Source organism: Psychrobacter sp. 1Y1 (assembly GCF_051847395.2).
In the GTDB taxonomy this organism is placed as follows: domain Bacteria; phylum Pseudomonadota; class Gammaproteobacteria; order Pseudomonadales; family Moraxellaceae; genus Psychrobacter.
Genome location: NZ_JBPYDF020000001.1, coordinates 270,327 through 286,890 on the forward strand (window position 1 = coordinate 270,327; position 16,564 = coordinate 286,890).

16 protein-coding genes are annotated in these 16,564 nt (G+C 42.5%); 7 read left to right on the forward strand and 9 right to left on the reverse strand.

The window, feature by feature from the left end:
- Window positions 1-10: 10 nt before the first annotated feature.
- The gene (locus tag ACS8FA_RS15120) at window positions 11-265 is read right to left on the reverse strand and encodes a DUF2798 domain-containing protein (RefSeq protein WP_102078218.1); all 255 of its coding nucleotides are present in this window, start codon (window positions 263-265) and stop codon (window positions 11-13) included.
- A gap of 337 nt (window positions 266-602) precedes the next feature.
- On the opposite strand from ACS8FA_RS15120, the gene ACS8FA_RS15125 reads away from it, so the two are divergent.
- A complete protein-coding gene (locus tag ACS8FA_RS15125; RefSeq protein WP_439264619.1) occupies window positions 603-1,322 on the forward strand; it encodes an aspartate/glutamate racemase family protein in 720 nt (239 codons plus the stop codon).
- 26 nt (window positions 1,323-1,348) lie between these two features.
- On the opposite strand, the gene ACS8FA_RS15130 is transcribed toward ACS8FA_RS15125, so the two are convergent.
- Complete coding sequence (locus tag ACS8FA_RS15130; RefSeq protein WP_439264617.1) at window positions 1,349-2,392, reverse strand: NAD(P)H-dependent flavin oxidoreductase; 1,044 nt, start codon at window positions 2,390-2,392, stop codon at window positions 1,349-1,351.
- A 180-nt stretch (window positions 2,393-2,572) separates the two neighbouring features.
- Here ACS8FA_RS15130 and ACS8FA_RS15135 point away from each other — a divergent pair, with 180 nt between their 5' ends.
- Window positions 2,573-4,465: an AAA family ATPase gene (locus ACS8FA_RS15135; RefSeq protein WP_439264615.1), complete on the forward strand. Its 1,893-nt coding sequence runs from the start codon at window positions 2,573-2,575 to the stop codon at window positions 4,463-4,465.
- Between the two features lie 98 nt (window positions 4,466-4,563).
- Here ACS8FA_RS15135 and ACS8FA_RS15140 read toward each other — a convergent pair whose 3' ends face one another.
- The 4 genes from ACS8FA_RS15140 to ACS8FA_RS15155 all read right to left on the reverse strand — a co-directional run bounded on the left by ACS8FA_RS15140 (window position 4,564) and on the right by ACS8FA_RS15155 (window position 7,686).
- On the reverse strand, window positions 4,564-4,941 hold the full coding sequence (locus ACS8FA_RS15140; RefSeq protein ID WP_134292833.1) for a DsrE family protein: 378 nt from the start codon (window positions 4,939-4,941) through the stop codon (window positions 4,564-4,566).
- A 177-nt stretch (window positions 4,942-5,118) separates the two neighbouring features.
- Window positions 5,119-5,670: an acyl-CoA thioesterase gene (locus ACS8FA_RS15145; RefSeq protein WP_439264613.1), complete on the reverse strand. Its 552-nt coding sequence runs from the start codon at window positions 5,668-5,670 to the stop codon at window positions 5,119-5,121.
- A 59-nt stretch (window positions 5,671-5,729) separates the two neighbouring features.
- Complete coding sequence (locus ACS8FA_RS15150; RefSeq protein ID WP_439264611.1) at window positions 5,730-6,827, reverse strand: YheT family hydrolase; 1,098 nt, start codon at window positions 6,825-6,827, stop codon at window positions 5,730-5,732.
- A 256-nt stretch (window positions 6,828-7,083) separates the two neighbouring features.
- Entirely contained in the window at window positions 7,084-7,686 is a 603-nt protein-coding gene (locus ACS8FA_RS15155; RefSeq protein ID WP_439264609.1) for a YigZ family protein, read from the reverse strand.
- 197 nt (window positions 7,687-7,883) lie between these two features.
- On the opposite strand from ACS8FA_RS15155, the gene ACS8FA_RS15160 reads away from it, so the two are divergent.
- Window positions 7,884-8,588 (forward strand): pseudouridine synthase, encoded by a 705-nt coding sequence (locus ACS8FA_RS15160; RefSeq protein ID WP_057757631.1) that lies wholly within the window; start codon window positions 7,884-7,886, stop codon window positions 8,586-8,588.
- 377 nt (window positions 8,589-8,965) lie between these two features.
- The gene (locus ACS8FA_RS15165; RefSeq protein ID WP_439264607.1) at window positions 8,966-10,030 is read left to right on the forward strand and encodes a disulfide isomerase DsbC N-terminal domain-containing protein; all 1,065 of its coding nucleotides are present in this window, start codon (window positions 8,966-8,968) and stop codon (window positions 10,028-10,030) included.
- 153 nt (window positions 10,031-10,183) lie between these two features.
- Here the strand turns inward: ACS8FA_RS15165 and ACS8FA_RS15170 are convergent, their stop codons facing one another.
- Window positions 10,184-11,002 (reverse strand): DUF2939 domain-containing protein, encoded by an 819-nt coding sequence (locus tag ACS8FA_RS15170; RefSeq protein ID WP_227526630.1) that lies wholly within the window; start codon window positions 11,000-11,002, stop codon window positions 10,184-10,186.
- Between the two features lie 255 nt (window positions 11,003-11,257).
- On the opposite strand from ACS8FA_RS15170, the gene dnaJ reads away from it, so the two are divergent.
- The 3 genes from dnaJ to ACS8FA_RS15185 all read left to right on the forward strand — a co-directional run bounded on the left by dnaJ (window position 11,258) and on the right by ACS8FA_RS15185 (window position 14,396).
- Complete coding sequence (dnaJ, locus tag ACS8FA_RS15175) at window positions 11,258-12,394, forward strand: molecular chaperone DnaJ (RefSeq protein WP_057757637.1); 1,137 nt, start codon at window positions 11,258-11,260, stop codon at window positions 12,392-12,394.
- Between the two features lie 173 nt (window positions 12,395-12,567).
- A complete protein-coding gene (dapB, locus tag ACS8FA_RS15180; RefSeq protein ID WP_201572170.1) occupies window positions 12,568-13,398 on the forward strand; it encodes a 4-hydroxy-tetrahydrodipicolinate reductase in 831 nt (276 codons plus the stop codon).
- A gap of 77 nt (window positions 13,399-13,475) precedes the next feature.
- Window positions 13,476-14,396, forward strand: a complete 921-nt coding sequence (locus ACS8FA_RS15185) for a hypothetical protein (RefSeq protein WP_439264604.1) — start codon at window positions 13,476-13,478, stop codon at window positions 14,394-14,396.
- Window positions 14,397-14,474: 78 nt separating this feature from the next.
- On the opposite strand, the gene ACS8FA_RS15190 is transcribed toward ACS8FA_RS15185, so the two are convergent.
- Together ACS8FA_RS15190 and def are read right to left on the reverse strand one after the other, a co-directional pair.
- The gene (locus tag ACS8FA_RS15190; RefSeq protein ID WP_439264719.1) at window positions 14,475-15,650 is read right to left on the reverse strand and encodes a type III PLP-dependent enzyme; all 1,176 of its coding nucleotides are present in this window, start codon (window positions 15,648-15,650) and stop codon (window positions 14,475-14,477) included.
- 147 nt (window positions 15,651-15,797) lie between these two features.
- The gene (def, locus tag ACS8FA_RS15195) at window positions 15,798-16,352 is read right to left on the reverse strand and encodes a peptide deformylase (RefSeq protein WP_057757649.1); all 555 of its coding nucleotides are present in this window, start codon (window positions 16,350-16,352) and stop codon (window positions 15,798-15,800) included.
- Window positions 16,353-16,564 lie beyond the last annotated feature (212 nt).

Below are 16,564 nucleotides of genomic sequence, written 5' to 3' on the forward strand. Positions count from 1 at the left end.
TCGATACTGTTTAATAAAACTCTATCCTACTCAGTACGTGCTCTTGTACTAGATAGGCGCAGATGTATGCACTTGGCCATGCAAACATAAAGGCCAGTCCCCATGAATGCATCAACTCCATAAAAAATCCGTCGATAAAGCCTTGTTTGACCACCAATAGGGCTGTTGAGATAATCAGTGACATCATCATCGCCATCAGGCCTGTAAAGATAAGGCGGTAATATTTGCGGCGCGTACGTATTCTGATAGTGGGGAAGTTGGCCATAGTATTCGGTTGTCCTACATAGTGTTAGCTACGCCCAGCCTATGATGCGGGCATACGGTATAAATATAATAGTCAGGTAATGAGTAGTTGTAGTAAATGAAGTGATAATTATCAGTGTTCATCATACTCCGTGATGCCGAACGGGTAAAATCGTTATTATCAATGGTAGGGTTTGCGATATGTTATTAATATGATTATTGTCTTTAAAGCAGCGTTTTAAAGCTTTTTGAAGAGATTATTTCTAAAACGAATATCTCTAAAAATAGCGCGTTCTCAACAGTCGATTTTGCTACGATAACCTACTATAACTAAGACCAAAAACAACTAGGAGTATAGTATGGCAGTTCAAGAACAACGAGGCTCTCAACAAAAAACATTAGGAATCATCGGAGGTATGAGCTGGGAGAGTACCGAGAGCTATTATCGTCTGATTAATGAAGGTATCAAGCAACAGCTTGGCGGACTACATTCAGCAGATTTGTTGATTCATAGTGTGGATTTTGCGTTGATCAATACGTTACAGGAGCAAGGCAGATGGGACGAGCTAGGCGTGATAATGGCTAGCAGCGCTCAGCGTCTACAAGCAGCTGGCGTACAAGGAATCATGATTGCCTCTAACACGATGCACAAACTGGTCGATGACGTGCGCTCCGCCACAGACTTGCCATTGACTCATATCGCTGATGCGACTACTGATGCTATCAAAAAACAAAATCTCACCAAAATAGCCCTGCTTGGTACTCAGTTTACGATGACTCAAGATTTCTATAAGCAGCGTCTTATTGATGCGGGTTTACAAGTATTGATACCGGAAGATGAGGCGAGAGCAGAAGTACATCGCATTATCAAAAAAGAGCTGTGTGTCGGTGAATTTAAAGACAGCTCACGAGCGTATTATCGTCAAGTGATTAAAGATTTGGCAGCGCAAGGGGCAGAGGGTGTGATCTTGGGCTGCACAGAGATTGGTCTACTTATTAAACAGGCTGATAGCCCGATACCTGTATTTGATACCACAGCGATTCATGCAGCGGCGGCGGTAGATTTTTTATTAGAGTAGTGCGAACTGATAAAAATATTTTAAGCCTATAACGTTTTTACCAGTCGCTCAAGCAGTTCAAACGTGCTCTCTTGTTTGACTAAAGTTACCCCTTGTCCTGCCCATAAAGATTGATGTTCTGCATCCATATTTTTAGAGGCATGAGCTCGCATAGATTTGGACATGGCATTTAATTGTGGGTAGGGCGGTAGCTCGTCAGCGCTTTCAAATTGAGCAAAATCACGTAGATAATCGTTTAATAAACCACGAGCGAGCTTACCTGAAAATAATCGAGTTAAGCGTGTCTCTGAGCTGCGCCTGCTGTGACTGGCATCGAGTAAGGCTTGTTTATAAGTATCATTGATACCGCATTGGTCAGTGGTCAAAAACGCCGTCCCCATTTGTGCAAGCTCAGCACCTGCCGCTTGTACTGCCTTGATATCCTGTCCTGTCATAATGCCACCTGCTGCAATCAAAGGAATATCAGTACAGGCGCGCGTTTGGGCAATCAAAGTCAATAATCCCAATGGATCGCTTTCACTTTGCGGTAACCAACCACCGCGATGTCCACCCGCTTCGACCCCTTGTACACATACCGCATCTGCGCCAATATCTGCCCATGCTTTCGCTTCTAGTGGATGATTGGCAGTGCCGATGACGCGTGTGCCGAAACTTTGCAGACGCTGAACTTGCTCAGCACTGATAATGCCAAAGGTAAAACTGGCAACAGGAACGGGATTGTCATAGAGCACTTGTAGCTGCTCTGCGAAGCTCTGCGCTGGGCGTTCAGGTAGTGCAAATTCGATATTATTGTCTTGATAGTATTGACTTAGCCAAGCGGGAATTTCGGTATCAAAGGTTGTAGATTCTTGCTCAGACAATACCATGAGATTGATCATAAACGGACGGTCGGTGAGCGATTTAATGGTATCAATTTGGCTGGTCAAAACATTTGGCGCGGTCATACCAGACCCTAATGAGCCCAGTCCACCAAAGTTACTGACCGTCGCTGCCAGTTCAGGTGTGGTTGCTCCTGCCATTGGTGCTTGAACGATAGGGTAGGTTAAGTTTAGAGTATCAAGTAAGGTCATGACGGGTAGCCTTTTGTTAAGGTGTTTGCATGACTTACTTTAACAGAGCTGGGCGAACAGTACGTAAGATAGTGTTTATTTAGTTGCTAAATAGGGTGGTGGGTTTTTGCATTTGAAAAACTATCCTAATGTTTTATTGAAGCTGTTAAAGTGTTTGTATATAAAATCTAGGAGTTCAAAATGTCTTATGATGATGCACTAACTAAAGTATTCGATGCTTCTCATACGAAAGTCTTAGAAAATAAAGAGTTAGCTTTATATTGTAATGCAGATTCTCCACTGTTTGAACAGGCTGAGCAATATTTTGCAAGGTTGAAAAGCCTGAAAACTGAAATATTTTCGTCAAAAATAAATTACAGAAACCAAGTTGTTGATGATAGCTTGAGAATTATAGATGCTTTTAAACCGGAGCTAAGTATAAGTACAAAAGATGTTAAAGAAGAACAGAAACCTTTTATTAAGGATCACTACTTTGATGTACTGAATAAACTTAACAACGCTTTAAAGATAGCAAATTTCAACCTAGAACTATTTAGCAAGTTCAACTTTTTCCATAATAATATCGTAGCAATAGGTGCAAATGGTAGCGGTAAATCTACTTTATCAGCAAAATTAAAAGAGTACTTACCAAAGTCCGCAATGACAATTTCGGCTCAAAAATTGCTAATCATTCCTGTTTTTAAGAATGTTACTAACCCGATTGACACTACAAAAGACTTACAAGAGTCACAGTCTCATGAAAAATCTACTAGATTCAAGTCAGTTTCAGATTCTAACTATTCTCCAGAAACTGATGTAATCAAAAACGAGTTTAAAGTTCTGTTGAATAACTTGTTATCAGAAAATAATACGTTAAATAACGAATATGTCCAGTCTGTGAGAAACGGAGAGAATTGTAGTGTGCCAGAATCTAAGCTAATTAAAGCTATAGAAATTTGGAATTCACTTATTGATCATAGAGTTTTAGAATGCTCTGATGGGATTAATATCAATCTCAAAACTAAAGGTTCTGAAGATAGTTATCCTGCATATCAAATGAGTGATGGTGAAAAAGTTGTTTTATACTATATAGCACATGTACTACAAGCACCTCAGGATGGTTTTATTATTGTTGATGAACCAGAAATATATCTCCATAAAACACTTCTAAGTAAGCTGTGGGATATCCTAGAAACAGAGCGAGAGGATTGTATATTTGTCTATCTTACTCATGATTTAGAGTTTGCTACCAGCCGAAACACTGCTAAAAAAGTATGGATAAAATCTTTCAATCATCCTGATAAATGGGAGATAGAAAACATACCAAGTAATGAGCTTCCTGAAGCCTTACTTTTGAAACTCTTAGGTAGCCGTAAACGTATTCTATTTTGTGAAAGCGAAAGTGGTAAAATCGATGAGAAAATTTATAATATTTTATTACCGAACTTCACTATTACGCCAGTTAAAACATGCTTCGATGTTATCAATTATACAAAAGCGTTTAACGAGCTACCTAACAAGACAGCAGAGTCATTCGGCTTGATCGATTCAGATCACCATGATCCTGATAGGCTATTAAGTCTACAAGCTCAAAACGTGTTTTCATTGAACGTGTCAGAAGTTGAAAACTTACTATTTGACGAAGGCTTTCTAAGAGATTTTAGTAGGCAGATGATGTGTAATGGAGATGTGGTTTCTACTATAAAAAGAGCCGTAATAGAAAAGCTGTCTAATACTAAAGAGCTACAAGTCGCAAACTATATATCTGCCAAAATAAATTACTATTTTAAAAGCTCTCATGTTTCTAAAGGGAATACACGAGACGAAGTCAAAAATCATTATTCCCATTTTACGGATAATATCAATATCGACAAGTGGCATGATACTCGAGAAATTGAATTACAAGATATTATAGATAGTCAAGATTATGATAGAGCATTATTTGTGATTAATGATAAAGGCTTAAAAACTATAGCTAATAGAAACTTCGACATAGGCAACTTTCAAGAAAAAGCTCTTAATTACCTACAGTTCAATCGTGATAGCCATCAGCATTTACTAAAACATTTGCCTAGTGAGTTAACAGCAGGGTAAATCAAAAAGGGTTACCAGTTCAAACTGATAACCCTTTTTAAGGTATTTAAGAAAACTGACCCATTCTTATAACTTTATTAACTGATTTTGCTTATATTTTAATTCAACTGCAACGACCCTTTCGCATTCATCAGTAGCTCAACCACATCATCACCACTAATTACTTCAAAGCGCTTGTCGATATCTGACTCTTCTACACCGTTGTGTTTCATGCAAGCGCCGCAGACCAATACTTGACCACCTTTTTCGATAAAGGCTTCTAGTAACTCACCAGCTGGCTCAAACGGATCGCCGATATCTACATTGTCTAGCGCGTTTGGTTTTGCCAGATGTACGGCATCCACCATTAATATCACAGTAGCAGAATGGCCTTTTTTCAGTGCCACGCCTGCCATGGTAAACGCTAAGGTAATTTTGCTTGGGTTTGACTCGCTATTATCAAATAACGTACCGACATAATTTGTTGTATTAGCCATATTATTCTCCTTATAAGACTATATTTGTTTTGTCTGAGTATGTACTCACTCCTATCCTAATATTTATTATATGTATTTATATAATGAGTTGTTATGGAATAGTAGCTATAAGGTTGCTTGCTTGTACTATCTGCTAAATAAGTTAAAAGTAATGGATTTCTAGCTTACAAAGTTAAGTTAGTCAGCTGTATCGACAGGTGGCCACGGACGATCAGCATCACTTTTGATCCATTCAGCCACGTAACCCGTTGGCGGTAGATCCCAGTCAGATTGGCCAAGTGCAGCTAGTACTTGTGCCGTGTCGATCACTCTGCCACCTTTGGTCACACCCGTACGCAGTAGTCCAGATGAGCAGGGCTGTCCTTTGACCCACATAGATTGCTCAATATACAGCCAGCGCGCGTCGATACCGACGATTTTGGTCTTGAGCGTGACTTTCTGAAAGGCGCGAATACGCTTACGGTATTGAATAGTGCTGCCAGCGATGACCAAACCCCAGCGTTGTTTTAACAACTGCTTGCCAAGACCAGTCCGTACTGCAAAGTCCATACGACCCAAATCATAAAGCGTAAATACGCGGCCGTTATTCATCTCCAAAAAATTATCTATATCGGATAAGCGGCAGCGAAACTGAATCTCACTGGTATCTTTAAATGTCAGTGTGTCGCCCTTTTTTTCTTTTAAGGCAGCATGAGCAATGGTGCTAGCATAACGGATAAATGGGTACATAAAACACTCTCAAAAGGTTATAAACATTGGCGTTATTATTTTGTCATTGATGACAGTAATTATTTATTGTTAGAGACTACATCTTGAGATGTTTCGCTAGTAGAAGCCACACCAATCCAATTAAAATAAGCGCTGACCGTCTCAGGTATCCAGTTAATATCGAATTTTGAAGTCTTCGACTCTTTATCATTGGTGACAGACGATTTGCTTTTGGAATGACCGTTGTCTGAGCGATAACGTAGATAACCGATGTGCCCACCGTGCTCAGTATCTAAGATAGTGACACTCTCAGAGACATCATTTGGTGTCGCGGTAAAGCCAATAAACGGATCGTCCTTTGCACTGATTAATAGCAGAGGGTGAGTGACGTTGCGCAAATACGGCATGGCGGATGCAGTATGGTAATAGTCGTTTTTGGAGCGATATCCGTGACGCGGCGCGGTAAAGATGTCATCGAAATCACTGATACGATTGGCAGCTTTGATAGAGTTGATTTCATCCTGCGTGAGATCGTTTGCCAATGCTTTTTTGATAATTGGGTTAAGCAGATAAGGCGTATAGATACGATGACTCAAGAAGCTGTGCATAGTAATGGCAGCTGAGGACATATCGACTGGCGCGGAGATAACCACTGCACCTTTACAAAGAACATTGTCCTCATATTCGCCCATGTATTTGGCCAGTGCATTGCCTCCTAATGAGACACCAACGGCATAGATATTGGCATATTGCTCACGCAAATTCTGTAGCGCATGATGCACCTCGTCAGTGTCGCCTGCATTATAAAATACTGTGCCACTAGCAGGAATACCACCGCAGCTACGGAAATGTGCCACCACAAAATGCCATCCTTGCGCATGCATTTGGTACGCCAGTGCGCGTGCGTAATGACTGTCACTACTGCCTTCCATGCCGTGGAAGAGGACAATCAATGGGGTTTGCTCAAGCTCACCATCTTTTGATGCCTCTACAGGGTGCGCATCATAGAAGTCATAAGCAATATCGCTCTCGTCCAATGAGTCTTTTTCGACCACGCGGCGGTAGGTTGGTGCCTTTGGCGCAAAAAACTTAGGCAAGATGCTTTGCAGATGTGGATTGGTTAGCCAAAATGGCGGCTTAAAAGGTGCTGGAGAAAAAGGTTTGGTTGAAGTTGACATATATTGGTCTTATTTAATAATCGTGGAAAAACAAATAGAGTAGCGTGGTAAGGTTTTTTTATCATAACGCCAGTACCTGTGAAAACCAATAATTTTCAGTGAACGCATGATTACTGAAAACAGCTACTGAAAGCAGTTACTGAGAAGTAGGTGCTAAAAATTATTAACCGAGAAACAGTTACTGAAAAAGCTAACGAATAAATATACTGAAAAAAGAACTATCTAAAACGGCCGATAAGTAGTTAATCAGAAATTTTTAGTCTTCTGAATTGTCCAATACGCGACCATCCATTGCTAAGCGCGCTTTTAAATTTTCGACATCTGCTTTAGCGAGTGTGGCGGTTAAGGTCACTTGCTTACTGTAGGCGACATCGTCGATATGACCACCAAGGATCTCTATCATATAGCGGCATTGCGCTTCGGTCGCAAACTCTGCCAGTATTTGAATCTGGGTCATCGGTACATAAGGGTTCAATATCATCTCGTCGACGGCCGCTTGAGCAGAGCCCGCATAAGCACGGGTGAGACCGCCAGCACCCAATTTGATACCACCGAAGTAACGCACCACGATGATAATCACATTACCGATCGACTTATGCTGAAGGACATTTAATATTGGCCTGCCTGCCGTACCACTTGGCTCGCCATCATCATCGAAACCGGCACTGGTGGTATTATCTGGATCACCGATGATGTATGCCCAACAAAAATGCCGTGCATCGGGATATTGCGCGCGCATTTGTTCCACGTGAAACATTGCTTGCTCGCGAGAGGTCACCGGATAGGCGTAAGCGATAAACTCAGATTTTTTAATTTCGAGTCGCGTAGTAACGGCACGTTTTAACGTTTGATAGCTCATATTTCATCAGGCTTAGGTTGGATATGTTAAACTGGTCTGACTTTCACTGGCTTTTGTATTGAGCACAGTGTTCATTTAATTTTTCATTATAGTACCATTTCTAACCATCGAAGATAACGAGCCGCTCACGGCTGAGTGCTGGCGTCGTTAGTTTCTGATTTAGGGCTGGTATAATAAAACCGATGGTAGTAAATAGTATGCGTTTAGATAAATTCATTAGTAAAGCCACCGAGCTGTCGCGTAAAGAGTCAAAAAAGATCATGCACGCCGGCGAGATTACCGTAAACGATCAAGTGGTTAAAGATCCTGGTCTACATGTCGATGTCGTCAATGATGATGTGATGTGGGCGGGCGAGCCATTGTCGGTTGCTGCTGGCAATCGCTATATCTTGTTATATAAGCCTGAAGGTTTCGAATGCACGCTAAAAGTTAAAGAGTATCCAATCGTCACCGAACTGATTGCTGTACCAGAATTGGGTAGCTTGCGTATCGCTGGACGTCTCGATGTTGATACTACTGGTGCGTTACTGATGAGTGATGATGGTGGCTGGCTGCACCGTGTCACCAGTCCTAAGCACGAGCATGCAAAGGTGTACGAGCTGACTTTGGCAGATGCAATGGATAGTGATGCACAAGAAAAAGCCGTTAAGAAAGTGGCTGAAGGCATCTTGCTTGAAGGGGATTACGAGCCAACCAAGCCTGCTGTTCTTGAGTTCATCGATGAAAAACATGCACGCCTAACATTAGAGCAGGGCAAATATCATCAGGTCAAACGTATGATGGGTTACTTCGGTAATCGAGTCACTGAGCTGCACCGCGCCAGTATCGGTCACATCAATCTAGAAGGCCTAGAAAAAGGCGACAGTCGTTTCTTAACGCCAGAAGAAGTTGCCAAGTTTTAATAAATGAGCACTGAAACTATTAAGCTTTGGCCTTAGTATTTGTCTTGAAACTATCGTTTTAAACCCATTAGCAGCCGCTACCCAGTGTGCTGCTTTTTGCGGTCTGCTATATTGTATTTATGTCTACTACCTACCTGTGTTGCCTATCTCTTAAAGCCAAGTAGCAGTTTTGCGACATTAGCCATTTAGTGCTTTGCAAAACTATCCCATATGCTACAGTCTTTTTTATCTATATTTTTATGACAGACAACCCTTAAACCAACTCTAAAAATCTGACTAATCAGAAAATGTATTGCTACCTTTGAGTTAGTAATAGCTTTGGAATTGGTCTTAATATTGAAAACTGCCATTATTAAAAACCGGATAGGAATCTCTCTGTGACATTACCTGTATTAAAGTCCATTAGTCTAATCAGCGTCATACTATTAGCAACCACTGCTTGCGCTCAGCCAAGTTCAGCGGATGCCAACAGTAATAACGTAACGCAAAGCACTACAAATTCGCAAGCAGTTCAAACAGTGAGTGAGACTGTCGATAAGCGATTGCGCCAAGTACTGACCCAAGCAGGCATCAAAACACAGATTACTTCTATTGTGCCATCCAAACTGCCTAATATGTATCAAGTGAATTTGGCCGGCCAGTTGCCGCTGCACATCACCGAAGATGGTCGTTACGTCGTTCAGGGTGAGCTACAGAAAAACCCAAGCAAACGGGTAGTGACTAAAACACCAGTACGTAGCACGAGTGCGCAGGTAGGCGAACCTGTCAATACGAGTGTCAAGTCTGACATGCTAGCAAATATGGCTGCGCTTAAGAACATGAGCGCTAAAACGCCATTCTTTTATACCGCAGTACCGGGTGTTATCTGGGGAGCAACGCTAGAAGGGGTGCCGTTTTTACTATCGGACGATGCGCAGTATATTACCGATGGTGAAATATCAGTCATCGAAAACGGCCAATTTATCGGCCTCGATGAGAACTTTGAAAAACGTAAAAACCAGTCTGTGTTCGCGTCATTGGATAAAAGCCAGCTGATTACTTATCCAGCAACCACTACTGAGAGAGCTGTTATCTATGTGGCGGATGATGTGAACTGCCCTTATTGCCGCCGCTTGCATCAGCAAATGCCATCGCTCAATGCAAAAGGTGTGACGGTCAATGTCATCGGCTATCCGATATATGAGGCGTCACCGAAGCAGATGCGCGGTATCTGGTGTCAAGCGGATAAAGACAGTCGTCGTCAGGCATTTGATAAGGCGATGCTACAGGGTGAAATGACACCTGCATCAGAAAGTTGTACAGTTGACCATGTGACACCCAATCGTGAAAAAGCAGCTGGACTCGCGGTAATGGCGACGCCTGCCATCTATCGTGAAGATGGCGTGCTGTATCAGGCGAGTTTTGAGAGTCCAGAATTTTTAGAATTCTTAGGTGTTGAATAATTGATTGGTATGGTTAAGTGTTTCAACAGTTCAAAAACTTAAGATATTGGACTGCTAAACAAAGTAAAAAAACCGCCTTATGAATCATTTATAAGGCGGTTTTTTATGGTTCTATTCAGACGTTTTTGCATATCAGAAGCTGTCTTAAATAATTTATGGTAAGACGATATCAACGATTTTCCAATTGATAAGCCCTTCACGCTGCATCTCGATAGTAAGAGGGTAGCCTTTTACCTGACCACTAATACTAAAGCAGTTAATACCGCAGTAGCTCAACGTTGGCTTTTCGCTGTCATTGCCTTGGGCGACTTGCTGCTCAAGTTCTGCCGCTTGTTTTTTCATGACTTGCTGCATTTGGCTTTTGACCACGGCATCGACATCACCGCGCTGAATGATTAAGCTCTGAATTAGGTTTTTCAAGTCAACTTGATCGCTAGCGATGGCCCATGCTGCGGCTAGCTCTTTGGTTGCTGTATTGGCTTGACCTTGGGTATTAATCACCTTTTCGATATTCTGCGGAGTGATAGCACCTTCAACTGCCTGCGCGATAAAACCATTCGCGGCTTGGGTCAACGGCTCACCGCCCAATTCAGAAATTAGTGGATACTTAGTCATTGTCGTCGCAAATTGGCTGGTTAGCTGATTTTGGACGCTTGGTCGCACTTGCTCATAATCAATAGCCGCTGCGATAGTGGCACCGTCTTTATCGTCATAAGCGTTTTTGAGCTGATAAGCGCTGTAATAAGGCGAGCCTGCATATACTGCTACCGCAATTATGATTAATAGAATAACCAGCTTTTTCATAAGACTTGATACCTTGTCGCAAGCGTCATCACTATGATTATAAATGACCGTAGATGTGGCGGTAAATATTAGCACGACTGGGCACCGCTCAGGTACGAAAAGCTTTGCAGTAACCTTAATGAATCGTTTGGCTTTTGCCGCAGCGATGCCAACTGCTAATTTCATCATTTAAGAGCTTGATAAATCAGCAGACCATCTCCATAAATAGCGCAAACTTTTTATAATTGATTTGGCTAAGCAGCCTTCACCGTATTTGTTGGTTAAGTCTAAGCATTATGGTTCTATAGCATGGTGAGTTGTGATGTTTCATGTGAAACGCTATACATATCCGATAGCTAAGAGTCATGAATAAGATTAAGACAATTATCAATTGAGCTGATTATTTGACGCGCTGGTGTGGCTGTAAAGACGATAGGAGAGAGCATGAGTAAGCGCGATTTTTATGAAATATTAGGTGTCAGCAAGACCGCTGACAGCAAAGAAATTAAGCGAGCCTACCGTAAGCTTGCCATGAAATACCATCCAGATCGCAACTCTGATGATCCTGATTCGGAAGACAAATTCAAAGAAGCTTCAATGGCTTATGAAGTATTGAGCGACGAAGAGAAACGTTCGGCCTACGACCGTATGGGCCATGCAGCCTTCGAAAACGGCATGGGTGGCGGCGGCTTCGGCGGCGCAGGTGGCGGTAACTTCCAAGATATCTTTGGCGATATCTTTGGTAACTTCGGTGATATCTTCGGTCAGCAGCGTGGCGGCGGTGGTGGGCGTTCGCGTCGCGGCTCTGACTTGCGTTATGTGATTGAGCTGACATTAGAAGAAGCCGTACGTGGCTGCAAAAAAGAAATCAGTTTCACGGCTCCTGCGCCTTGTGATACCTGTGATGGTAAAGGGGCAAAAAATGCTTCTGATGTGGTTACCTGTCAGACTTGTCATGGCCAAGGTCAAGTACGTATGCAGCAAGGTTTCTTTGCGGTACAGCAAGCTTGTCCTCATTGCGGCGGTACTGGTAAACAGATCAAAAACCCTTGTTCAGACTGTCATGGTAACGGCGTAAAAGACAAATCACGCACGTTAGAAGTCTCTATCCCTGCAGGCGTCGATGATGGTGATCGCGTTCGTCTAGCAGGCGAAGGCGAGGCAGGCGGCGCTGGCGTACAAAACGGCGATCTATATGTCGAAGTACGCGTCAAACAGCACAATGTCTTTACCCGTCAAGGCGCTGACCTATATATGGATGTACCAGTAAGCATTACTGATGCAGCATTAGGCAAAGAAGTCGAAATCCCAACCTTAGATGGCAAAGTAAAAATCAAAGTGGCAGAAGGTACGCAAAGCGGTAAGTTACTGCGTGTACGCGGCAAGGGCGTAACGCCAGTCCGTACTACCATGAAAGGTGATTTGATTTGTCGTGTGGTTATCGAAACACCAGTGAATCTGACTCGTGAGCAAAAAGACTTGCTACGCCAATTCCAAGACACGTTGGATGACGATAGCAAGCATCAACAGTCGCCGCATAAGAAGTCATTCTTCAAGAAAATCGGTGATTTGTTCGATTAAGAAACAGTCTAACTAATTAGCTAGTATTGAACTAAGCCCAAAGGTTTCATATGAAACCTTTGGGCTTTTTATTGATGGTATAAAAAGCCCTCCATGTGATGATATTTGCTAAACTTACGATAAATGATAGTCAAAAATAGTTTCACCAAATATAAAACATCTAAGGTAAAAACATGAGCGAACAAGCGAATAATAAATCTATCAACGTTGGGGTAATCGGTGCAGGCGGACGTATGGGTCGTATGCTAATCGAGGCAGTACAGAATAACCCGCAAACTACATTAAAAGCAGCGATTGAGCGTCAAGGCTCTAGCCTAGTCGGTGCTGATGCAGGCGAAGTTGCTGCTATCGGTCATTTAAACGTACAAATCGTTGATGACTTAGCCGCTGTGATTGATGATATCGATGTACTGATTGATTTTAGCTTGCCTGACGCCACTGAAAAAAACATGCAAGTTTGTGCTGAGCATAATGTCGCTATGGTCATCGGTACCACAGGATTCAACGAACAGCAAGAACAAGTACTGGCAAAGGCAAGTGAGAAAATAACTATCGTATATGCGGGTAACTATTCGACAGGCGTTAATTTATCATTGAAGCTACTCGGTATGGCCGCCAAAGCGTTTGGTAACGATGCTGATGTAGAAATCATCGAAGCACATCATAAGCACAAAATTGATGCGCCTTCTGGTACCGCATATATGATGGCCGAAGCAGTCGCAGAAGCACGCGGACAGAACCTAAAAGACGTCGCTATCTATGGCCGCGAAGGACAAACTGGCGAGCGCGAATCTGGGACAATTGGTATTCACGCAGTACGTGGTGGCGAAATCGTAGGTGATCATACTGTGATGTTTATCGCAGATGGCGAAGTGGTCGAGATTACCCATCGTGCGCGCGCGCGCATGACATTTGCCGCTGGTGCCGTACGTGCCGCAACTTGGGTCGTTGAGCAAGAAGTAGGTCAGTACAATATGCAAGACGTGCTTGGATTAAGTGACTAACGACTATTTATAGTTGACGGTCAAGTTTAGCGTTATGACTGATGGCTCGATGACTTGATAGCAGTAAGGGAGCAGGTATGAATAGTATCAAACGTTATATTAGTCATAGACTGATTGGTGCTACTTGTACCATCAACCTTGCAAGCATATCAGCTTTTGCACTGAGTCTAGCGGTTCTACCAATTACCGTACAAGCTGGTACTGCTCAAACCTATGTCATTCATACCTATGGTGGGGCTAGTCTGTTACCTGCAGTAAGACAACAATTAAATAGTAGCGCAGACGGTGGCACGGTGACTACCTATCAAGATAAATTGGTACTGCGGACGACGGCACGCAATTATCAGGCGGTACAGCAGTTATTGTCTCAGATTGACCGTCAGCCACAGGCATTGACGGTCGCCGTACGTGTTGGCAATAGTAGTAGAGGGCAAGGTAGTATTCAGCAGGGTCAAGTCATTATCACCAATCGTGGTATTCAAGGTGCAGGGGTCATTAGTCAGCTTAGCAGCCAGCAGCAGGGTAATAATCTATATCAAGTACAAACATTGTCTGGCAGTGCAGCGAGTATCAGCACAGGTACTCTCTACTCACTGACTCAAACCTATAATGCTAATAACTATTCAACTTATCATCGTTCAACTAACAATAATTTCAAACCACAGATCGTGATTCAGCAGCAAATATTACTGCCAACGACACAAGGGATTGCCGTCACACCAAGACTACTGCCCAATGGACAGGTGGAAGTACAACTTTCCCAAGTGGAAGAAAATTTAGTGCAGCCGAATTCACCTTATAATCAAATGACTTCTACTAACAATTCTACTAACAGTGCTAGCAATGCTATTCGGGGTCAAAGATTGAACAGTACGATTATCGTACCACGTGGACAGTGGGTGACGATTGGACAGATTTCACAAAACTCAAGTAGTAGCACCAGTAACGGTAGCCGTAATACTAATAATAGCGTGCCTATTTCTTTGCGAGTTGACTAGTTCTTAATTCGTTACGCACAAAAAAGCGCGATACGGGTATTAACCATGCCGCGCTTTTTTGTGGAACAGTATTAAGTACTAGTCAATATAGACCACTTCTAGCGGTGGGAAACCATTGAACTCTACCGATGAGTAAGAGTTGGTATAAGCACCAGTGGTGAGCCAATAGATTTTATCACCAATCTCAAGCTCTTCTGGTAGCTGATAACCCGCTTCTTCATACATAATATCGGTTGAATCACAGGTTGGGCCTGCCAGTACTACTGTACCTTCACTGGTAGACGTTTCCATCTTAGGCGTATAGACAGGGTACTTGATAGCTTCACCTAGCGTCTCGATTAAGCCTTGGAATAGACCAACATCGGTATATACCCAACGAGTCAAATCGGTATCAGACTTACGAGAGATCAGTACCACGTCACTGACCAATACGCCTGAACCACCAACCAACGAACGACCCGGCTCTAAAATAATCTCCGGCATCTCGTCATCATCATAATCGTCAGTCAGATAGCTGGTAATCTCTTCTGCATAGACTTTGATAGGGTTAACTTCGCTGATGTAATTGGTCGGGAAGCCGCCGCCCAAATTGATCATTTGTAGCTTGATACCTTCTTCGTTCTTCATCCAATCAAACATATATTTAACTTTGGCTAATGCATCATCCCATGCAGCGACGTCTTTTTGCTGGCTACCAACGTGGAATGAGATACCATAAGGCACCAAGCCCAGCTCGCGTGCTTGAACCAGTAGGTCGATGGCCATATTAGGATGGCAACCAAACTTACGTGATAATGGCCATTCTGCTGTCTCTGAGCCTTGCACCAAGATACGCACAAATATTTTAGAACCTGGAGCGTGTTTGGCAATGTTTTTTAGATCTGCTTCTGAGTCAGTCGCGTATAGATCGATGCCTTTTTCAAAGGCATATTTAACATGTTCAGCTTTTTTGATGGTGTTGCCATACGAAATACGAGATGGCTCAACGCCGCAACCAAGTACACGATCAAGCTCATAAATAGAGGCACAGTCAAAGTTTGAACCAAGGTTTGCTAGTAGATCGATTACTTCCACCGCAGGGCTAGCTTTCATTGCATAATGCAGTTTTGCATTAGGAAACAGGCTTACCATTTCGTGGTATTTGGTTTCGATACGACTAAGGTCAACTACTAAGAAAGGCGTCTCGCGACCTTCAGCAGCCTTGGTAAATTTCTGCCAGCTGGCAGGTTCAAAATATTGGTCAATTTTGATCATTGTCATAGTAGTAAACCTTTTGTGGAAACTGTATCGGTTATAAAAGTTATCGCCAAACAGTGAATGTTAAATATTAACACTCACTGTAGACGTAACTATGTGAAGGATAAAGACGAAATAAAAAAGATAAGAATAAAGAGTAGGGCTTTAAGAATTGACGGCTTGTGTCTGTTTTTCTGCTGATTGAGCTTCTTGCTTTTCACGTATTTTGAGAACTTTGCGAACTTTATCACGAGCACGAGTCTGTTTAAGACGAGACAAGTAGTCAACGAAGATTACGCCATTTAGGTGATCCATTTCATGTTGGATACAAACAGCAAGCAGTCCTTCGACTACCTCGTCGATGACTTCACCGTTACCGTCTAACGCTTCGATACGGACTTTATTAGGACGTTCGACTTTGTCATAGACATCAGGTACAGATAAGCAGCCTTCTTCATACGGTTGCTTTTCTTCTACCAGTGGCGTGACTTTTGGATTGATAAAAACTCTAGGAGAGCTTTTGTCTTCAGACAAATCCATAACGATAAGCTGAATATGATGATCCACTTGACTGGCCGCAAGCCCTATGCCTTGAGCATCATACATCGTCTCGATCATGTCTGCGATTAAGGTTTTGATTTCAGCAGTCACTTCCTTGACAGGCTTGGCAATAGTACGCAAGCGAGGATCTGGGTAACTTAAGATAGGGAGTAGTGCCATAACGCTCACCTCAATGATAAGGACAAAATAGGGTTGATATTATAAGATAAATGGGGACAAAAGTAATGCTTATCAATACTTTCGCAGTCATATGATGCTATATGTATATAGAAAGACTAAATTTCGATGATAAATGGCATAAAAAAGCCCTGCTTAACGCAAGGCTTTGTTTATATAGTATTTTAATTATCTAGTAATCATTTATGACTAAA